The 16,275-nt window shown below is 66.7% G+C and carries 14 protein-coding genes; 6 read left to right on the top strand and 8 right to left on the bottom strand.

Translation table 11 applies throughout. The features are described 5' to 3' along the window. The first annotated feature begins 3 nt into the window (after positions 1-3). Positions 4-744 carry a helix-turn-helix transcriptional regulator gene (locus EV645_RS03830; protein ID WP_130439792.1) on the top strand — a complete coding sequence of 247 codons (741 nt, stop codon included), beginning with the start codon at positions 4-6 and terminating at the stop codon, positions 742-744. Here EV645_RS03830 and EV645_RS03825 read toward each other — a convergent pair. Then, on the bottom strand, positions 741-3,725 hold the full coding sequence (locus EV645_RS03825) for a S8 family serine peptidase (RefSeq protein ID WP_198681452.1): 2,985 nt from the start codon (positions 3,723-3,725) through the stop codon (positions 741-743). The genes EV645_RS03830 and EV645_RS03825 overlap by 4 nt on opposite strands. A gap of 147 nt (positions 3,726-3,872) precedes the next feature. Beyond that, entirely contained in the window at positions 3,873-4,319 is a 447-nt protein-coding gene (locus EV645_RS03820) for a class I SAM-dependent methyltransferase (RefSeq protein ID WP_130439788.1), read from the bottom strand. 107 nt (positions 4,320-4,426) lie between these two features. Between EV645_RS03820 and EV645_RS03815 the strand changes: the two genes are divergently transcribed. The 3 genes from EV645_RS03815 to EV645_RS43095 all read left to right on the top strand — a co-directional run bounded on the left by EV645_RS03815 (position 4,427) and on the right by EV645_RS43095 (position 9,415). Beyond that, a complete protein-coding gene (locus tag EV645_RS03815; RefSeq protein ID WP_130439786.1) occupies positions 4,427-6,184 on the top strand; it encodes a chitinase in 1,758 nt (585 codons plus the stop codon). A gap of 103 nt (positions 6,185-6,287) precedes the next feature. Then, on the top strand, positions 6,288-7,949 hold the full coding sequence (locus EV645_RS03810) for an FAD-dependent oxidoreductase (protein ID WP_130439784.1): 1,662 nt from the start codon (positions 6,288-6,290) through the stop codon (positions 7,947-7,949). Next, positions 7,949-9,415, top strand: a complete 1,467-nt coding sequence (locus tag EV645_RS43095; protein WP_130439782.1) for an ATP-binding protein — start codon at positions 7,949-7,951, stop codon at positions 9,413-9,415. Before EV645_RS03810 ends, EV645_RS43095 begins: the two co-directional genes overlap by 1 nt. A 530-nt stretch (positions 9,416-9,945) precedes the next feature. Here EV645_RS43095 and EV645_RS03800 read toward each other — a convergent pair. The 4 genes from EV645_RS03800 to EV645_RS03790 form a co-directional block, all read right to left on the bottom strand. Beyond that, positions 9,946-10,218, bottom strand: a complete 273-nt coding sequence (locus EV645_RS03800; protein ID WP_130439780.1) for a hypothetical protein — start codon at positions 10,216-10,218, stop codon at positions 9,946-9,948. 35 nt (positions 10,219-10,253) lie between these two features. Further along, positions 10,254-11,165 carry a hypothetical protein gene (locus EV645_RS03795; RefSeq protein WP_130439778.1) on the bottom strand — a complete coding sequence of 304 codons (912 nt, stop codon included), beginning with the start codon at positions 11,163-11,165 and terminating at the stop codon, positions 10,254-10,256. Positions 11,166-11,440: 275 nt separating this feature from the next. Then, the gene (locus tag EV645_RS42140) at positions 11,441-11,635 is read right to left on the bottom strand and encodes a hypothetical protein (RefSeq protein ID WP_198681451.1); all 195 of its coding nucleotides are present in this window, start codon (positions 11,633-11,635) and stop codon (positions 11,441-11,443) included. 90 nt (positions 11,636-11,725) lie between these two features. Beyond that, positions 11,726-12,652, bottom strand: a complete 927-nt coding sequence (locus tag EV645_RS03790) for an alpha/beta hydrolase family protein (RefSeq protein ID WP_198681450.1) — start codon at positions 12,650-12,652, stop codon at positions 11,726-11,728. 55 nt (positions 12,653-12,707) lie between these two features. On the opposite strand from EV645_RS03790, the gene EV645_RS03785 reads away from it, so the two are divergent. After that, a complete protein-coding gene (locus EV645_RS03785; protein ID WP_130439774.1) occupies positions 12,708-13,235 on the top strand; it encodes a helix-turn-helix domain-containing protein in 528 nt (175 codons plus the stop codon). 39 nt (positions 13,236-13,274) lie between these two features. On the opposite strand, the gene EV645_RS03780 is transcribed toward EV645_RS03785, so the two are convergent. Then, entirely contained in the window at positions 13,275-14,189 is a 915-nt protein-coding gene (locus EV645_RS03780; RefSeq protein ID WP_130439772.1) for a dienelactone hydrolase family protein, read from the bottom strand. Between the two features lie 135 nt (positions 14,190-14,324). Here EV645_RS03780 and EV645_RS03775 point away from each other — a divergent pair, with 135 nt between their 5' ends. Beyond that, positions 14,325-15,251, top strand: a complete 927-nt coding sequence (locus EV645_RS03775; RefSeq protein WP_198681449.1) for a GlxA family transcriptional regulator — start codon at positions 14,325-14,327, stop codon at positions 15,249-15,251. Positions 15,252-15,291: 40 nt separating this feature from the next. On the opposite strand, the gene EV645_RS03770 is transcribed toward EV645_RS03775, so the two are convergent. Beyond that, positions 15,292-16,245 (bottom strand): sugar kinase, encoded by a 954-nt coding sequence (locus tag EV645_RS03770; RefSeq protein WP_130439768.1) that lies wholly within the window; start codon positions 16,243-16,245, stop codon positions 15,292-15,294. Between the last annotated feature and the right edge of the window lie 30 nt (positions 16,246-16,275).

Raw genomic sequence — 16,275 nt, 5'->3', positions numbered from 1 at the left:
GTGGTGGTTGATCCGCTCGACGAGCTGGATGTGCAGTTGGCGCGGTTGCGGAGTGTGGCCGACGACTTGCGGGGCCGGCGCGGGACGCCGGTCCTGGAAGGGAATCAGGTCGAGCTGATCGAGGACGGGCCGACGCTGCTGCGGGCGTACGAGGAGCTGCAGAAGGGGTCTCGCCGGGAGGTCCGGGTGCTGGATCGGCCGCCGTACGTCACGCCGCCGTCGACGCAACAGAAGCTCGAGCTGGACCGGCTGGCCGACGGGATCGAGTACCGGGCGATCTACGGGACGGAGGTCTTCGAGTCCGAGGACATCATGGGCGTGCTGCCGGAGTTGCAGGCGGCCGGTGAGGTCAGCCGGGTTCTGGCGCAGGTGCCGATGAAGATGGCGGTGGGGGACGACGACACCGCGTTGATCGGGCTGACCAAGCGGGCGCCGGCCGAGTCGAACCTGCTGATCCGTTCGTCGGGCCTGCTGGACGGGCTGATCGCGACGTTCGAGATGCTCTGGGCACTGGCGATCCCGATGCCCGCGTTGCTGGCGAGCGGTGAGGTGCCGGCGCTGACAGAGCCCGACCGGGACATCTTGTTGCTGCTGGCCGGCGGGGCGACCGACGACATGATCAGCCGGCGGTTGCGGATCAGTCCCCGGACGACCCAGCGCCGGGTCCGCGCGCTGATGGATGCGCTCGGCGCGCAGACCCGGTTCCAGGCGGGCGTTCAAGCTGCCCGCCGCCGCTGGATCTAGTTGATCGTCACCACCGTCCCGGCCCGGTTCGGGAACTCGACGAACCCGGTCGAGCGCTTGTCGGTCGGCAGCCCCGACCAGGACGCGGTGACCTGGAAGGGCTTGAACGCGCCCGGAGCCACCGGAGGCGACGTCTTGAGCGTGCTGCCCGACGAGGCCGTCACGACGTTGGTCTGCATCGTGTACTCCGTCGTGTCCGCGCCGGGCGGGTTGGACAGGGTGATCGCGAGAACGCCCCAGACGCCGGCAGCAGGTGCAGGCACGCTGGCGGACGCCTGGTTCGAACCGTCACCGACGAACGACAGGAACTGCTTCTGACCGTTCACGACCTTGTAGAGCACCAGCCAGATGCTGCCGGCCGGGTCCACGGTCTTGATGTTCCACTGCACCGCCTTGGTCTGTGCGGTGGCCGTTACCGGGTAGTCCGGCAGATCGGCATCCGCAGCACCAGCAGGCACCGCACCGGCGACCAGAGGAGCCGACACCACGCCGTACGAGTGGATCGGTGCGCCGGCCTTGCCAGCGGTGGCAGTGAACGACACCGAGCCGGCAGCGCCCGACCCGGACACTGCGGTCGGAGCGAGCACGGAGGTCGGTACCGCGACGATGGGGCTGCGCACTGTCTTCCCACCACCCTGCCAGGTCAGCCAACCACTCGTCGTCGCACCGGAGTCAGCGGTGTCCAGCGTGAGCTTCACCTTGAACGTCTTGGTCTGACCCGCTTCTGTGAAGTTCAGGATCGACGGTGTCACCACTGCCTTCATTCCCGGCACGGAGACCGTCGCCCGGTACAGGCCTGGGGTCACTGCGGTCACGCGACGGGTGATGGTCTGAGTGCCCAACAACTGGCCGACCGCGATCGACGGAGCGTTGTAGTCGCTCGGGTTGATCGCAGGCACTCCGGTGCCGGTGTTGACGCCACTGCCTTCCAGGTAGCCCAGCCAGTCCGTGTCACCCGAGTCGTAGACCAGACCGGGATCCAGCATCTTGGACGGCTGCACCTCGCCGGCACCTGCATCGAACGGGTTGCTGTCGACGGACCCGGTCGAAGTGAGCACATTCCCGGCGGTGGTCATCAGGGCGGACTTGACTGCCATCGGCGACCAGTCCGGGTGCTTCGACAGGTAGAGCGCCGCCAGTCCCGCCACGTGCGGTGCGGCCATCGACGTACCGGAGAGGAACGCATAGCTCTGGCCGTTGTTGGTGGGCGGTGCGACAGCAGCCAGGATGTTCACACCCGGCGCAGCAAGGTCGGGCTTCAACAGGTTGCCGTGACTCGCCAGCGAAGGGCCGCGCGACGAGAAGTCGGCCATCTGCGGGTACGGCGTCTTGGTGCTGGTCGTGTTGCCCGGTACGAGTTCAGCTGTCGCACCGTCCTGCGCGGCGTACGCCTTGATCGACAGCGCGTCCGGTGCGTTGACGTGCACAGTCGGTACGGCGTGGGAGTCGCCGACCACGTCCTGCGGGAACAGGTTGAGCAGCACCATCCCGACACCACCCGCCCGCTTCACCTCGGTGGACTTGTCCACGCGGGCGTTGACACCCCGCTCGCAGGCGACGATCGTCCCGACCGTCTTGCTCGGGTCCAGAGTGTTCGGCATACAGAGCAATGCGTCTGCGTCGCTGGCACTCTCGTTCTTGACCGCGGCCGGGCTGACCAGCGGCTTGCTGCCCGTAGGCATCGCCACCGTCGTGCTGAGACCGGCGTACTTCTGGCCGTTGCCCAGCACGACAGTGCCTTCGTACGGCGCGACCGTGGTGGCGCCGACTGTGGTCACCCAGGGGGACGTGTTGTCGAGCGTCGACGCGTCCGGGCCGGAGTTGCCGCCGGCAGCAGAGACAAAGACACCGGCCGACGCTGCCGACAGGAACGCCAGCTGGATCGGATCGGTGTGCGCGGACTCGAAGATCGAGCCGACCGAGTAGTTGATGACGTCGACGCCGTCCGCGACCGCCTGGTCGATGGCGGAGAGGATGTCAGAGGTGAGACCGCCGGAGTTCTGGCCGTCCTTGCCGGACCAGAGTGCCTTGTACACAGCGATCTTGGCGGCCGGAGCGACGCCGGTGACCGTACCGAAGCCGACACCGCCGACCGAGACGTCCACATTCGCCCGCCCGGCCGCAGTGGTCGCGGTGTGGGTTCCGTGGCCCTCGCCGTCGCGTGGGGAGACGTAGTCGGCCCGCTGGTCCGGTGGGACCAGGCTGAGCCACCCGTCGCCGAAGTACTTCGCACTGATCAGCTTGGTGTTGCACTGGTCGGCGGTGAAGTCCTCACCGGCCTCGCAGCTACCGGTGAAGGTACCTCCGTCTGCCTTCTCCATGACGGTCGTCGAGCCGGACAGGTACGGCCGGTACGGGTCTGCTGCGGTCGGCGGCTTCGTCCCGAGCTCGGGGCCCGACAACGACGCGCTCTCCGGCCAGATGCCTGTGTCGACGACACCGACAACGACACCCTGGCCCGCGGTCGCGGTCCCGCCGAGTGCGTTCCAGACGCCGGTCTTGCCGGACAGTTTGAGGAAGTCGGTCGACTTGCGGTCGTCCAGAGCGACGTGCAGCTGGTCAGGTACGACGGATACGACACCAGGCGTCTTGCTGAGCTCGTTGACCTGCTTGGAGGTCAGAGAGGCAGCGAAGCCGTTCAGAGTGGTCGAGTAGTCGTGGTCGACCTTGGCTCCGACCTCTGCAGCGACCTGTGAGTGCTTGCCGGTCAGGAAGGACCGGTACGCCTTCGCGTTGCTGGTGTTGACCTCGACCTTGCGACCGGTGGCCGGCTTGGTGGCCTTGAGCCCGGTAACCCCGCCCTGGTACGTCGCCAGCGGCTTGTCTGCCAGCGTCACGACGTAGCGGCCGGGCGCGAAGCTCGATCGGCCGTGTGGGGTGTCGAGAGGGGTTGCTGATCCTGGTGGAGCCACCAAGGCGGTGGTGATCAGCGCGGCGCCCGCCAAGAGTGCGGCACGCCTGCGCAGGTTGGGATGGTTCACGTGATGCCTCCACGGCATGTTGTCCTGGCCGTGGGCTGTAGCCCCGGCCGCCCGCCCCCGAGCACGGACGCCGAAGAGCCTGCCAATCCGTGACTCCGGCTACACGGTTTTGGCTGACACTGGCCGCTGGCGAAAATCTGCCAACGATCAGCGGGTGGCTGTCGCCAACAGGTACTGCGCGGGCAGGCGGACCTGGCCGGTTGTGTCGGTCCAGTTGTCGGCGAGTGTCTGGAGGGATCGGGTTCGTACTTCGTCGAGGCGGCCTGCTTGTTGCAGGAGGGGAAAGGTCGAGACGCCGAGTGGGTGGTTGGCGATGCGGGTGTCCCAGTAGTCCTCCGCGGACGGTGTGACGACCTCGAGCTCGAGGGTTGTCGCGGTGACCTGGTAGCCGTGCGGGGCGAAGAGGGTGGAGAGTGCCGCGGGGTCATGCCAGTCGATGCGGCCGGCTGCGGGATTCTGACCGGTGCCCGCGCCGACGTCGACGACGTGTTCGCCGGGTTTGACCTCGGCGGCGTCGACCAGCTCGCGAGCTGCCGGCAACAAGTCGGCCGCCGTGGTCTCGTACGTTCCGTCACCCCAGTCGATGTCGCTCACGCGCTCGCCCTAGGCCGGATCCCGACAGCGTCGGATACCCGCCGTGGTTGATGCGTTGACGTGGATTTATGGAGGCTCTCTACTAAATCCATCGTCGAGGAGGTTCCATGCGTGCACGGTGGCTTGCTGTGGTGGTCGGGGTATTGCTGGCGGCCGGGGTCACGGTGCCGGCGCAGGCGGCGAATATTCTGAGCAACCCTGGGTTCGAGTCCGGTTCGTTGAGTGGGTGGAGCTGCTCGGGTGGGTCGGTGGTCAGCAGTCCGACTCGCAGTGGCGGCTTTGCGTTGAACGGTGCGGTGACGAGCTCCGATTACGCCCAGTGCAGTCAAACGGTGTCGGTGCAGCCCAACACGGCGTACACGTTGTCGGGCTGGGTGCGCGGCTCGTACGTGTACCTCGGGGTCACAGGTGGTTCGTCCACCTGGACGCCGTCGGCGGCGAGCTTCACGCAGCTGAGTCTCTCCTTCACAACGGGAGCGAGTCAGACGTCTGCACAGATCTACGTGCACGGCTGGTACGGGCAACCGGCGTACCAGGCGGATGACTTCACTCTGGACGGTCCTGGCGGTACGCCGGGTGCTCCGGCCGCTCCTGGTACGCCGACTGTCACCAGCGCGACCAACTCCGCCATCTCGTTGAGCTGGCCGGCTTCGACAGGCATCGTCACCGGCTACCGGGTCTATGAAGGCACCAGCGTCGTCCAGACCGTCACCGGAACTACGGCCACCATCAGCGGACTCCAGGCGTGCAGTAGCCACAGCTATTCGGTGGCGGCATACAACAGCGTCGGTGAGTCGCCTCGGTCTGCGGCCACGTCAGGTACGACAGGAGGCTGTACGAGTAGCGGCTTGGCGAAGCATGCGCTGATCGGCTACCTGCACGCGAGCTTTGCGAACGGATCCGGGTATGTGCGGATGGCCGACGTACCGGACCAGTGGGACATCATCGATCTGGCCTTCGGAGAGCCGACAAGCGTCACGTCGGGAGACATCCGGTTCAACAGGTGTCCTGCGTCCGAGTGTCCGAATGTGGAGAGCGATGCGGAGTTCGTGAGCGCTATCCGCGCCAAGCAGGCCGCCGGTAAGAAGGTGCTGATCTCCATCGGCGGTGCGAACGGACAGGTGCAGCTCACCACCGCAGCCGCCCGCGACGCGTTCGTCAGCTCTGTCAGCGCGATCATCGACCGCTACGGGCTGGACGGGCTCGACATCGACTTCGAAGGGCACTCGCTGTACCTCAATGCGGGTGACACCGACTTCCGCAACCCGACCACTCCGGTGATCGTCAACCTGATCTCGGCGCTGAAGACGTTGAAGGCGAAGTACGGGTCCGGCTTCGTGCTGACGATGGCGCCGGAGACGTTCTTCGTGCAGGTCGGCTACCAGTTCTACGGCGGCGCAGGTGGCGGCGACAACCGGACCGGTTCGTACCTGCCGGTCATCCATGCGCTGCGGGACTCGCTGACCGTCCTCCACGTCCAGGACTACAACTCCGGTCCGGTCATGGGGCTGGACAACCAGTACCACAACATGGGCGGCGCCGACTTCCACATCGCCATGACCGACATGGTCAAGGCCGGTTTCCCGGTGGCGAACACCGGACAGACGTTCCCGGGACTGCGCGACGACCAGATCGGTATCGGGCTCCCGGCAGCAGTCAGCGCAGGCAACGGCTACACCGCCCCGGCAGCCGTGCACGAGGCGCTCGACTGCTTGGTGAAGGGCCAGAACTGCGGCGGCTACAGCCTCCGCGGCGGCGCTTCACCGGGCTTCCGTGGGCTGATGACGTGGTCGATCAACTGGGACCACTACTACAACTGGGAGTTCCAGAACAGCCACGCGCCGTACCTCGACGCCCTCCCGTAGGCCGCCCCTCTCGTCCGGTTCGCGAATCAGCCCCTCGCGAACCGGACGAGGGCCTGTGGATGACGGATCCCGATTTGTGGCTTGGCGCTGGTATGAAGGAGGCATGACAGCGTCAACGACCCGCGCGGTGATCCTCACCGTGGACGACGATCCCGGCGTTTCCCGGTCAATCGCCCGTGACCTCCGCCGTCGGTACGGCGAGGAGAACCGCATCGTCCGGGCGGAGAATCCGGTGCAGGCGCTCGACGCGCTGAAGGAGCTCAAGCTCCGCGGCGAGCCCGTCGCGCTGCTGCTGGCCGACTACCGGATGCCGCAGATGTCCGGCATCGAGTTCCTCGAGGCCGCGATGGACCTGTTCCCGCTCGCCCGCCGCGTGCTGCTGACGGCGTACGCCGACACCGATGCGGCGATCCAGGCCATCAACGTGGTCGACCTCGACCACTACCTGCTCAAGCCGTGGAACCCGCCGGAGGAGAAGCTGTATCCGGTGGTCGACGCGATGCTCGACCTGTGGAAGTCGACCCCGGAGCCGTCCGGCGACGAGACCCGGGTGATCGGGCACCGCTGGTCGGCGCCGTCGTTCGCGGCCCGCGACTTCCTCGCCCGCAACGCGGTGCCGTACCGCTGGCTCAACGTCGACGACGAAGAGGCCAAGCGGCTCCTCGACGCGGGCGAGGTCGACGGCTCGACACTGCCTGTCGTGATTACTCCGGACGGCACGGTGATGGTCGCGCCGTCCGAGACCGAGCTGGCCAACAAGGTCGGCCTGTCCACGGCACCGGCCAAGGACTTCTACGACCTGGTTGTGGTCGGCGGCGGCCCGGCCGGGCTCGGAGCAGCGGTGTACGGCGCTAGCGAAGGCCTCCGGACTGTGCTGGTCGAGCAGCTGGCGACAGGTGGCCAGGCAGGGCAGTCCAGCCGCATCGAGAACTACCTGGGCTTCCCGGACGGGGTCTCCGGTGCTCAGCTCACGGACCGGGCCCGGCGCCAAGCAGTCCGCTTCGGCGCGGAGTTGCTGACGACCCGTCAGGTCGTGGGGTTGGAGACGCTCGGCAACGCGCGGCGGCTGCGGTTCGCCGACGGCAGCGAGATCTCGGCGCACTCGGTGATCCTGGCGACCGGAGTCTCGTACCGGACGCTGCAGGCCCCTGGGGTCGACGATCTGTGCGGTCGTGGAATCTACTACGGCTCGGCGACGACCGAGGGTCCGGCGTGTGCCGGCATGGACGTCTACATCATCGGCGGAGCCAACTCCGCCGGTCAGGCGGCGGTCTATTTCTCCAGGCATGCGAAACGCGTGCATATGCTGGTAAGAGGACCATCGCTCACCGCGACGATGTCGTCGTACCTCATCGACCAGATCGACGGGATCGACAACATCGAGGTGCATACCTGCACGCAGGTCGTTTCCTGCATGGGCTCGGAGCACCTGGAACATCTCACCCTGCTCAACAGCGAGACCGGGGAGAAGCGTGAGGTGGACACGGAATGGATGTTCGTGTTCATCGGCGCGGCTCCGCGGACGGACTGGTTGCCCGGTGACCTGCTCCGCGACGATCGAGGCTTCGTCCTCACCGGACCAGACCTGCCTGGCAGACCGCCGGGCTGGCCACTGGAGCGGGAGCCGTACCACCTGGAGACGAGCATGCCCGGCGTGTTCGCCGCGGGTGACGTGCGGGCCGAGTCGGTGAAGCGCGTTGCCTCGGCGGTCGGAGACGGAGCGATGGCCGTGACACTGGTGCACCGATACCTGGAGATGCTCTGATGACTGACCAAGCTGTGGAGCCGCGGCGGCTGACTCCCGACGAGCTGCGCACGCTGTTCCTCTTCGAGAGCCTCACCGACGAGCAGCTGCAGTGGCTGTCGGAGGTCGGGTACGTGGAGTCCGTGCACGACGGGATCGTCTTCAACGAGGGGGACGAGGCGACCTGCTGCTACGTCCTGCTGACCGGGGAGATCCGGCTCTGCAAGCTGTCCCACGGCGAGCTCGTGGAGATCAACCGGACCGGCCAGCGCGGGGTGTACTCGGGCGCCTTCAACGCGTTCTTCGGCGCCAACGACCACAAGTCGTACACCGCGACGATGCAGGTGACCCAGCCGTCGGAGTTCTTCGTCATCAGCGCCGAGACGATGGCGACGATGATGAACACCTGGTTCCCGATGGCGGTGCACCTGATCGAGGGCTTCGTGATGGGCATGCGCCGGACCAACGAGACGCTGGGGGAGCGGGAGCGGCTGCTCGCCCTCGGTTCGTTGTCCGCCGGTCTGACCCACGAGCTGAACAACCCGGCCGCCGCGGCGGTCCGGGCCGCGGCCACGCTGCGGCAGCGGGTCTCCGGGATGCGGTCGAAGCTGGCGATGCTCGCCGACGGCACGCTCGACGCGACCAAGCTGCACCAGATCGTCGCGCTCCAGGACGACGCGGTCGAGCGGCTGGACAAGAACAAGGACAAAGACATCCCGCCGATGGAGTTGTCCGACCGGGAGGACGAGCTGACTGACTGGCTGGACGACCACGATGTCCAGGCCAGTTGGGATATCGCTCCGGTGCTGGCCGCGGCCGGGCTGGATGTGCCGTGGATGGACGAGGTGCTGACGGCGGTCGGGCCGAAGTACCTCGAGGGTGCCGTGCGCTGGTTGATGTACACGATCGACACCGAGTCGCTGATGAACGAGATCGACGATTCGGTCACCCGCATCTCGACACTCGTTGGTGCTGCCAAGCAGTACTCGCAGATCGACCGCGCGCCGTACCAGACCGTTGATCTGCGGGAATTGCTGAAGTCGACGCTGGTGATGATGTCGGGCAAGCTCCAGGGGTACGAGATCGTGAAGGACTTCGATCCCGAGCTGCCGCAGATCCCGGCGTACGCCGCGGAGCTGAACCAGGTGTGGACGAACATCATCGACAACGCGGTCAGCGCGATGGGCGGATCCGGGACGCTGACGATCCGGACCCGGCGGGACGGCGCCTACGCCGTCGTCGAGATCGGCGACACCGGTCCCGGTATCCCGGAGGAGATCCGGCGGCGGATCTTCGAGCCGTTCTTCACCACCAAGCCGATCGGCGAGGGCACCGGCCTGGGCCTCGACATCTCGTGGCGCATCGTCGTGAAGAAGCATCACGGCGATCTGCGGGTCGAGTCAGAGCCGGGCCGGACGGTGTTCAAGATCGTGCTTCCGCTCGATCCGGAGCGGGAACTGGAGTCCGACCCGGCGCTCCTGGCCTAGGAGTTGCTGCAAGCAACCGGTCGAGGACGGCGGCGACTCCCAGCTCCATGTGTGTTACCCGGAGAGCCAGTAGGCCGCCGGGTTAAGAATTGTGTAGATCGTGGCCAGGTAAGGGCAGGGTCTGTGGGGCTGGCGTAGGGGAGACGAGGGGGGCGAGCACACGGGCAGCGGCGCTGGCGCCGTCAGTGGCCTCGATTGCAAACGCTTCCATGATCAGGTCCCTGGTCGCCGGGTCGATCTCGTCCTGATGGATGCTGAAAAACCTGCGAGCGCCTGCGGACCTGCCCAGCAGCAATGCGCTGGCAATCGTCGCTGCGGCTGGATCAGCGCCGGCTGTGCCCGCCCACCCCAAGCATTCGCCGGCGTCCTGCGCAGCGTCCGAGGCGTCGGCAGGTTCCAACTGACCATCGTTCATGAGCACAGAGTGTCGGAAATTCGATCGACAATCCAGCTCCAGCCTGAGGCAGTGGAGGCGTGCAGTGATCGCTCCTCCAGCGTCCACCGCACGCCTCCATCGCCGACCGGTGCGATCATCCCCATTCGGCGCGCAGGTTCTCTCGATCACGCTCGATACGAGTCACGCTCGAACGCGTCAGTCTCCCGAACTGAAGGTCGAGGACCGCCTGGGCGTGCTCCTCGGTCAGTCCCAGGAGCCGCTGGATAGCGCGGCGGGCATCCTCAAGTGAGTCAGCGTTGCTGACAACGTCCAACACTTCACCTCGGCGCTGGATGCCTGCGTAGACGGCATCAAGCATGTCCAGCCGAGCCCGCTCGGCCCTCGCGATCTCATCCGGTACGGTCAACTGATCCTCCTTGGGTTGACCAAATTGGTTCTAGTTCAGCCGCCGTTGCCGTAGGCGAGGAACTGCCAGTTCGATGAAGTTACCACCTTCCAGCGCCTGGTCTGCGCCTGGTACTGAGTTGATGGATATCCGGAAACACCGATCACAAAGTTCACCTGGAAGTAGTACCAGTTTCCGGTCGTCATAGATGGCTTGCTGTACACGTTGCAATCGAGCGTGTACCCGGCGGCGTAACAGGGAAGGGTTGATTTGACCGGGTCCGACCCCAAGGTTATGTCCTGGTAGATCCGCACCACATTGCTGCTGAGATACGGGCGTACTCCAGACGCCTGGACGACGTCCATGTACCAATGAGCGCCGGTCTCTTCGAAGTACGTGTGGGCTTCGAGGTCCGCATTCAGCGAACCGAGCGTGTGATACCCGGACGAATTTGCGTACCCGTAGTAGACCTTCGTCTGAGTTGAGCCGTGGAGCAGCCACTTGTAGTAACTGGTCGCGAGGGACTCGCCGTTGTCGATCTGGGACGCGGTGCCGTAGGTCTTGGCGCCGGTGGCATTGTGCGGTGACGGGAACACCAGCGGGGCAAGAACTTGCGCGGCATCGTCACCGCCGTCTTTGGCTGCGACAGCAAGGGCTTGGGTGACCAAGGTTCGGGTACTCGAACTCATCTCGGCGCGATGATTGTCGAAGAATTTGCGGGCGAGGTCGGTCTTCCCAAGTCGAAGCGCGCTGGCAACCGTCGCCGCGGCCCGGTCGGCCCCTGTTCCGCCGGCCCAACCGAGGCAGTCGCCTGAAGCCTGAGCCGCTGCTGAACAGTCAGTCGGTGACTGTGAGGACGGCTCTAACGGTCGCGCGCGGTCCGGCGGCACAGCTGAGGCGGTTGCTAGGCAGGCGATCGAGCCGATGGCCGATGCCAGAAAAAGTGTGGCCATTCTGCGGAACTTCATCAAAGTCTCCCCTGGGCGGATCCGACACCGTTCTGCGCCGGACCTAAAACGCTAGTGACGAGCCCGGATGCGGACTAGGGGCTGAGATTGCAGCAACATGCAATTTATGGACTGCAGGATCTGGAGCACCAACTCCGTATGAAGCTTCCAATAGCTGCTGCACTTGCGGCCGAGCGAATGGTTCAGCCTGGCCCGGGCGAAGAGTACGGGGTTGGTTTGGGCAGCAGTTGCCGAGCGGGATAGGTGGCGCGCGGGCGCACGCGGCTCTCAGGGCTTCACGCGCGCGCCTCGCTGGCGCGGAGGTCGGCGGCGAGTTGTTTCGCGCCGTACCAGACCAGTGATCTGCGGGAGTTGCTGAATTCGATGCTGGTGATGATGTCAGGGAAGTTGCAAAGGTACGAGATCGTGAAGGACGTCCCGTTCTTCACCACCAAGCCGATCGGTGAAGGCACCGGACTGGGCCTCGACATCTCCTAGCGCATTGTGGTGAAGAAGCACCACGGCGACCTGCGGGTCGAGTCCGAGCCCGGCCGATCCAGCGCTGCTGTCTTGAGTCGGCGTCACCTGGTTGCTGATGGCAACCAGGTGACGATGGTGTTTACGGCCTCCGGATCTACGTGCCCCGGGACCGCGTAGTCGGCGACGGTCGACGGGCCGGTGCCGGGGATGAACACGTGGTTGTCGGCCTCGAGGATCTTGATCGTCGCGTCGGGGAGGCCGTCGCGCCACGCGGGCAGGTCGTCGGCGACGGTGATCTGATAGTCGCGACCGCCCTGCAGGACAAGGATCGGTACGTCGAGCTTCGCCGCGGTGGCGACCGCGTCGTACTCGCGGAGATCCAGCCAGAACGACGCCGGCATGCCGAACGGCAGGTGCGTCGACGGGGTCTCCGCGGACAGGCCGGGATCGTCGACGGCCTCGGCCTGCTGCTGGAACGCGTCGACTGTCTCCGGGGGAACCGCTCCCGTCTCCGCGAGATAGCGCATCACGCGGACGGCGGAGTGGTGCATCGGCTGGGTGTCGCCGGCCATGATCACCAGGCCGGCAACCAACGGCTCTTCGGCGGCGATCTTTGGCGCGACCTTCCCGCCCATGCTGTGGCCGACGATGAAAACCCGGTCGACGTGTTCGGCGAGCGCGCGTACGGCGGCGATCGCGTGCGGCACGTACTCCGCGGTCATCGTGTAGCCGGGTGCTGCCATCGCTTCGGGCCGGTTCGCGGTGAGCTTGTCGAAGCGCAGTACGGCGATGCCGTGCGTGGCCAGGCCCCAGGCGAGATCCTTCAGCGGCTTGTTCGGCCCCGCGGTCTCGTCGCGGTCGAAGGGTCCGCCGCCGGCCAGCAGTACGACGCCGATGGTGGGCGGCTCGCTCGGCTCGCTCGGGAGCGTGAGGGTGCCGGGCACGGTCTGGTTGGCTGCCTCGAGGACGAGGTCCTGCTCGGTGAAGGCCGCCGGGTCGGCGTACGGCGGGGGAGTCCAAGCGGTCATCGCGACACCTTTCTCAATGTTTGAGAAAGGTAGCACGACGTGAGATCGTTGCGCCATGGGTCCGTTGGAGCTGCTGGGACATCCGGTGCGGTTGCGGATCGTCCATGCGCTGCGCGGCGGCCGGGAGCTGACGACCGGCGAGCTCGGCGAGCGGATCGCCGATGTCTCGAAGGCGACCCTGTATCGGCACGTCGAACTGCTCGCCGAGGGCGGCATCCTCGAGGTCGCGGAGGAGCGGCGGGTGCGCGGTGCGGTCGAGCGCCGGTTCCGGCTACAGCAGGAGCGTGCGTCGATCACGCCGGCAGACCTGGAGCGGGTGACCGTTGACGATCACCGACGCGCGTTCGCCGTCGCGATGGCCGCGCTGGTGGCCGAGTTCAACACGTACCTCGACCACGAAGGCGCGGACCCGCTGGCGGATCTCGTGGGTTACCGCCAGCACGGCATCTGGCTGAGTGAGGACGAACTCCACCAACTGATCGAGGGCATGCGCGCCGCAATCCTCCCCGCCCTGACAAACGAAGCCACTCCCGGCCGATCACGCTACCTACTCAGCCCGATCCTGTTCCCGGTCGAGGAGTAGCGACCTGAGACCCGATGGAGCAACCTGAGACCTGCTATTTCAGGTCCCAGGTTGCCGCTCCAGGTCCCCAGTAGCCACGGCAGGCTGCGCGGCGGTGGCCGCCGACGGGCCGGCCAGCTCGGATGTGACAAGCAGCTTGGTGGTGAGGAAGGCCAGGATCTCGTCGCGGGCTTGGACTGTGGGGTGGCCGGTCTCGTCTACGAAGTGGGCTGCTACCACGCTGTGCGCGCATCCCACGACGTCGCGGAAGAACGGTGGTGGGTCTGGGTTTGCGGCGTCCGCGGGTAGTACGCGTCCGAGGAAGGCGTCGCCGAGGAGCCGTTGGTACGCCGCGAAGCGTTGGCCGGTGCACCAGCGGTCGCCCTGGAACCGGTACGCGAGGACCTGCAGGTCTTCGCGCTGGAACCGCTCCGCCAGCGCGTCCGCGTCGGCAGGCGAGAGTTCGAGCTCGCCCGGGGCGTCCAGCGGAAGCGACGGGTGGTTGACGACCGGCGCGATCACGGCCGGCTCGAGCGCCATCGTGAGGGCGAAGTTGCCGGTGAAGCAGAGCCCGATCGCACCCACACCCGCTCCGCCGGCTTCGTCGTGCGCGATCCGGGCGAGGCCGCGCAGCCATGCGCTCACCGGGCTCGTCCCGCCGCCGGCAAACGCGCTGAACTCCGCGCTCACACAGGCTCTCCGGATGATCGCCTCGCCGTCCTCGGCGGTCGGGTAGGCGCCGTCCACCCCGAACAACGACGGCACGAACACGGTGAAGCCGGCGTCCCGCACCCACCGCGCGAGCCGCGCCACATCCGGGCTGATCCCAGGCATCTCCGGCATAACCACAACAGCCGGCCCAGAGCCCGTCACATGCACCGTCTTCGCAACCCCACCAACCTCCACAACCCGATGCTCGAAGTCCTCGAGCGAGTCGTCGAGAGGTTTGTCGGGGGTGCGGGGGGCTGGGCTCATGACCTGAGGATGTCTGCAGACCCGGCGGGCGACTACTGGCGGGATCGCCAAGATGTTGGTTAATCTCGCCAGGTGGTGGGGCTTCGGGTTTCGGTGCTGGCTTATCCGGGGTGTTTCGCGTCTGAAGTGCATGGGGTGCCGGATTTGCTGACGATGGCGACGCGGGTCGCTGAGGTGCGCGGGACGGTTGAGGCGGCGTACGACGTGCGGATTGTGTCGCCTCGGCGGCGGGTGCTTGCGTCCGGTGACGTGCGGATTGATGTCGGACCGTTGCGGCCGTCGGATGTGCTGGTTGTGCCTGGGTTCCAGGTCGGGTCGCCGGTTGATGTCGACGGTGTGCTGTCCCGGCTTGGACCGGAGCTTGCGGCGATTCGGGCGCACGCGGCTGGTGGTGGGGCGGTGGTGTCGCTGTGCATCGGCGCATTTCTGCTTGCCGAGGCCGGTGTGCTGGATCGCCGTACGGCCACGACCTCCTGGCTGTACGCCGACCAGCTGGCGCGCCGGTATCCGGCCGTTGAGGTCCGCGCCGATCAATTGGTCGTCACCGATCAGGGTGTGACTACGACCGCCGCGTTCAGCGCGATGTACGACTTCGCCCTCACGCTGATCCGCCGGCACAGCGGTGAGTCCATCGCGCGGACGACCGCCCGGATCGCGCTGGTGGACGACGCCCGGACCTCGCAGGCGCCGTACGTCGACCAGTCGGTACTTCCGGCCGGGGGCTCGACCTTCGCGGACGACGTGAAGCGCTGGCTGGACCAGCATCTCAACGCTCCCTACGACCTGGAGCGACTGGCCAGTGAGCTTCACGTCAGTTCGAGGACACTGCTACGCCGGTTCGGTGAGGCAACTGGCGGTACGCCGCTCGAGTACCTGCAGGCGGCGCGGGTACGCCGAGCTGGACGACTGCTGGAGACGACGGGCCGGACCGTGGCTCGCATTGCCGGTGAGGTGGGGTACAGGGATCCGGCCTCGTTCAGCCGCCTGTTCCGGCGGCTCACCGGTAAGGCGCCGGGGGAGTACCGCTCGCAGTTCCGGCGTCCCCCGGCAGACAGGGCGTGACCTCAGCAGACAGCCCGTGACCTCAGCGGACAGCGTGTGCTCAGCGGAGGGCTGTGCCTTGTGAGTGCGACAGAAGGGTCAGGTCTTCGCGAGTAGGGAGGGATTCCCAGTCGCCGTACGCCGTGACGCAGAACGCGCCGGACGTAGTGGCCCTCTCGAGGCGAGACTCGGTGGAGAGCTTGTCGAGGGTGGCGGACAGGTAGCCGGAGACGAACGCGTCGCCGGCGCCGATGCTGTCGACCACGGTGACCGGGAGAGCCGGGCGGTGGACGGTGTGTACGTCGGATGCCGACCCGGTGCCTTTGGTATGCGCCCACGCGCCCTTCCCGCCGGCGGTGACGACGAGGGTGTCGACGGTCTTGAGGAGATCCGCGATTGGGTCGCTCGCGTCGGTGAGCAGGTCGAGTTCGTCGTCCGAGGAGAAGACCGTGTGGACGTGAGGCAGGAGCTGGCCGATCGCCGTAGCTGCGTCTGCGCGGGACCACAGGCGGGCCCGGTAGTTCACATCCAGTGAGACTTGGACGCCCGCTGCAGATGCCGTGCGTACGGCGGCCAACGTCGCGGCGCGCGCGGTGTCGGAGAGCGCCGGGGTGATGCCGGTGACGTGCAGCAGCGTCGGATTCGCCGACTCAACAGCCGCGGTGGTTTCTGAAGCGGTGAGGGTGGATGCGGCCGATCCGCGGCGGTGGTAGCTGACGCGGGTGATGTCGTGCGACGGCTGGTCGAACGCGATGAACCCGGTGAACGAGTCGTCAGCGAACCGCAGGTACGTCGTGTCGACGTTCTCGGCGCGCAGTGTCCGCTGGATCAGCCGCCCCGGCTCATCGTTGCCTACGGCACTCAACCAGGCGGCGTCGTGGCCGAGCCGGGCGACGCCGATCGCCACGTTGCTCTCGGAGCCGGCGATGGACAGGTGCGCGTCGCCGCCGAGGCGCATCGGCCGAGCGGTCCGCACCGAGACCATCGTCTCGCCGAACGTGAGGAGATCCGTCATCAAGTACTCCGAGAGGTCGCGTCGTCAGTC

The sequence above is a fragment of the Kribbella rubisoli genome, assembly GCF_004217145.1.
GTDB lineage: Bacteria > Actinomycetota > Actinomycetes > Propionibacteriales > Kribbellaceae > Kribbella > Kribbella rubisoli.
Note: the sequence above shows the minus strand (reverse complement) of the source record. Positions and strands in the feature narration are given on the sequence as shown.

Excerpts from the sequence above, each read along its gene's own strand:
- EV645_RS03815 (WP_130439786.1), top strand. The coding sequence starts at position 4,427 with ATGCGTGCACGGTGGCTTGCTGTGGTGGTCGGGGTATTGCTGGCGGCC.
- EV645_RS03810 (WP_130439784.1), top strand. The coding sequence starts at position 6,288 with ATGACAGCGTCAACGACCCGCGCGGTGATCCTCACCGTGGACGACGAT.
- EV645_RS43095 (WP_130439782.1), top strand. The coding sequence starts at position 7,949 with ATGACTGACCAAGCTGTGGAGCCGCGGCGGCTGACTCCCGACGAGCTG.
- EV645_RS03795 (WP_130439778.1), bottom strand. The coding sequence starts at position 11,165 with ATGAAGTTCCGCAGAATGGCCACACTTTTTCTGGCATCGGCCATCGGC.
- EV645_RS42140 (WP_198681451.1), bottom strand. The coding sequence starts at position 11,635 with ATGTCGAGGCCCAGTCCGGTGCCTTCACCGATCGGCTTGGTGGTGAAG.
- EV645_RS03790 (WP_198681450.1), bottom strand. The coding sequence starts at position 12,652 with ATGACCGCTTGGACTCCCCCGCCGTACGCCGACCCGGCGGCCTTCACC.
- EV645_RS03785 (WP_130439774.1), top strand. The coding sequence starts at position 12,708 with ATGGGTCCGTTGGAGCTGCTGGGACATCCGGTGCGGTTGCGGATCGTC.
- EV645_RS03780 (WP_130439772.1), bottom strand. The coding sequence starts at position 14,189 with ATGAGCCCAGCCCCCCGCACCCCCGACAAACCTCTCGACGACTCGCTC.
- EV645_RS03770 (WP_130439768.1), bottom strand. The coding sequence starts at position 16,245 with ATGACGGATCTCCTCACGTTCGGCGAGACGATGGTCTCGGTGCGGACC.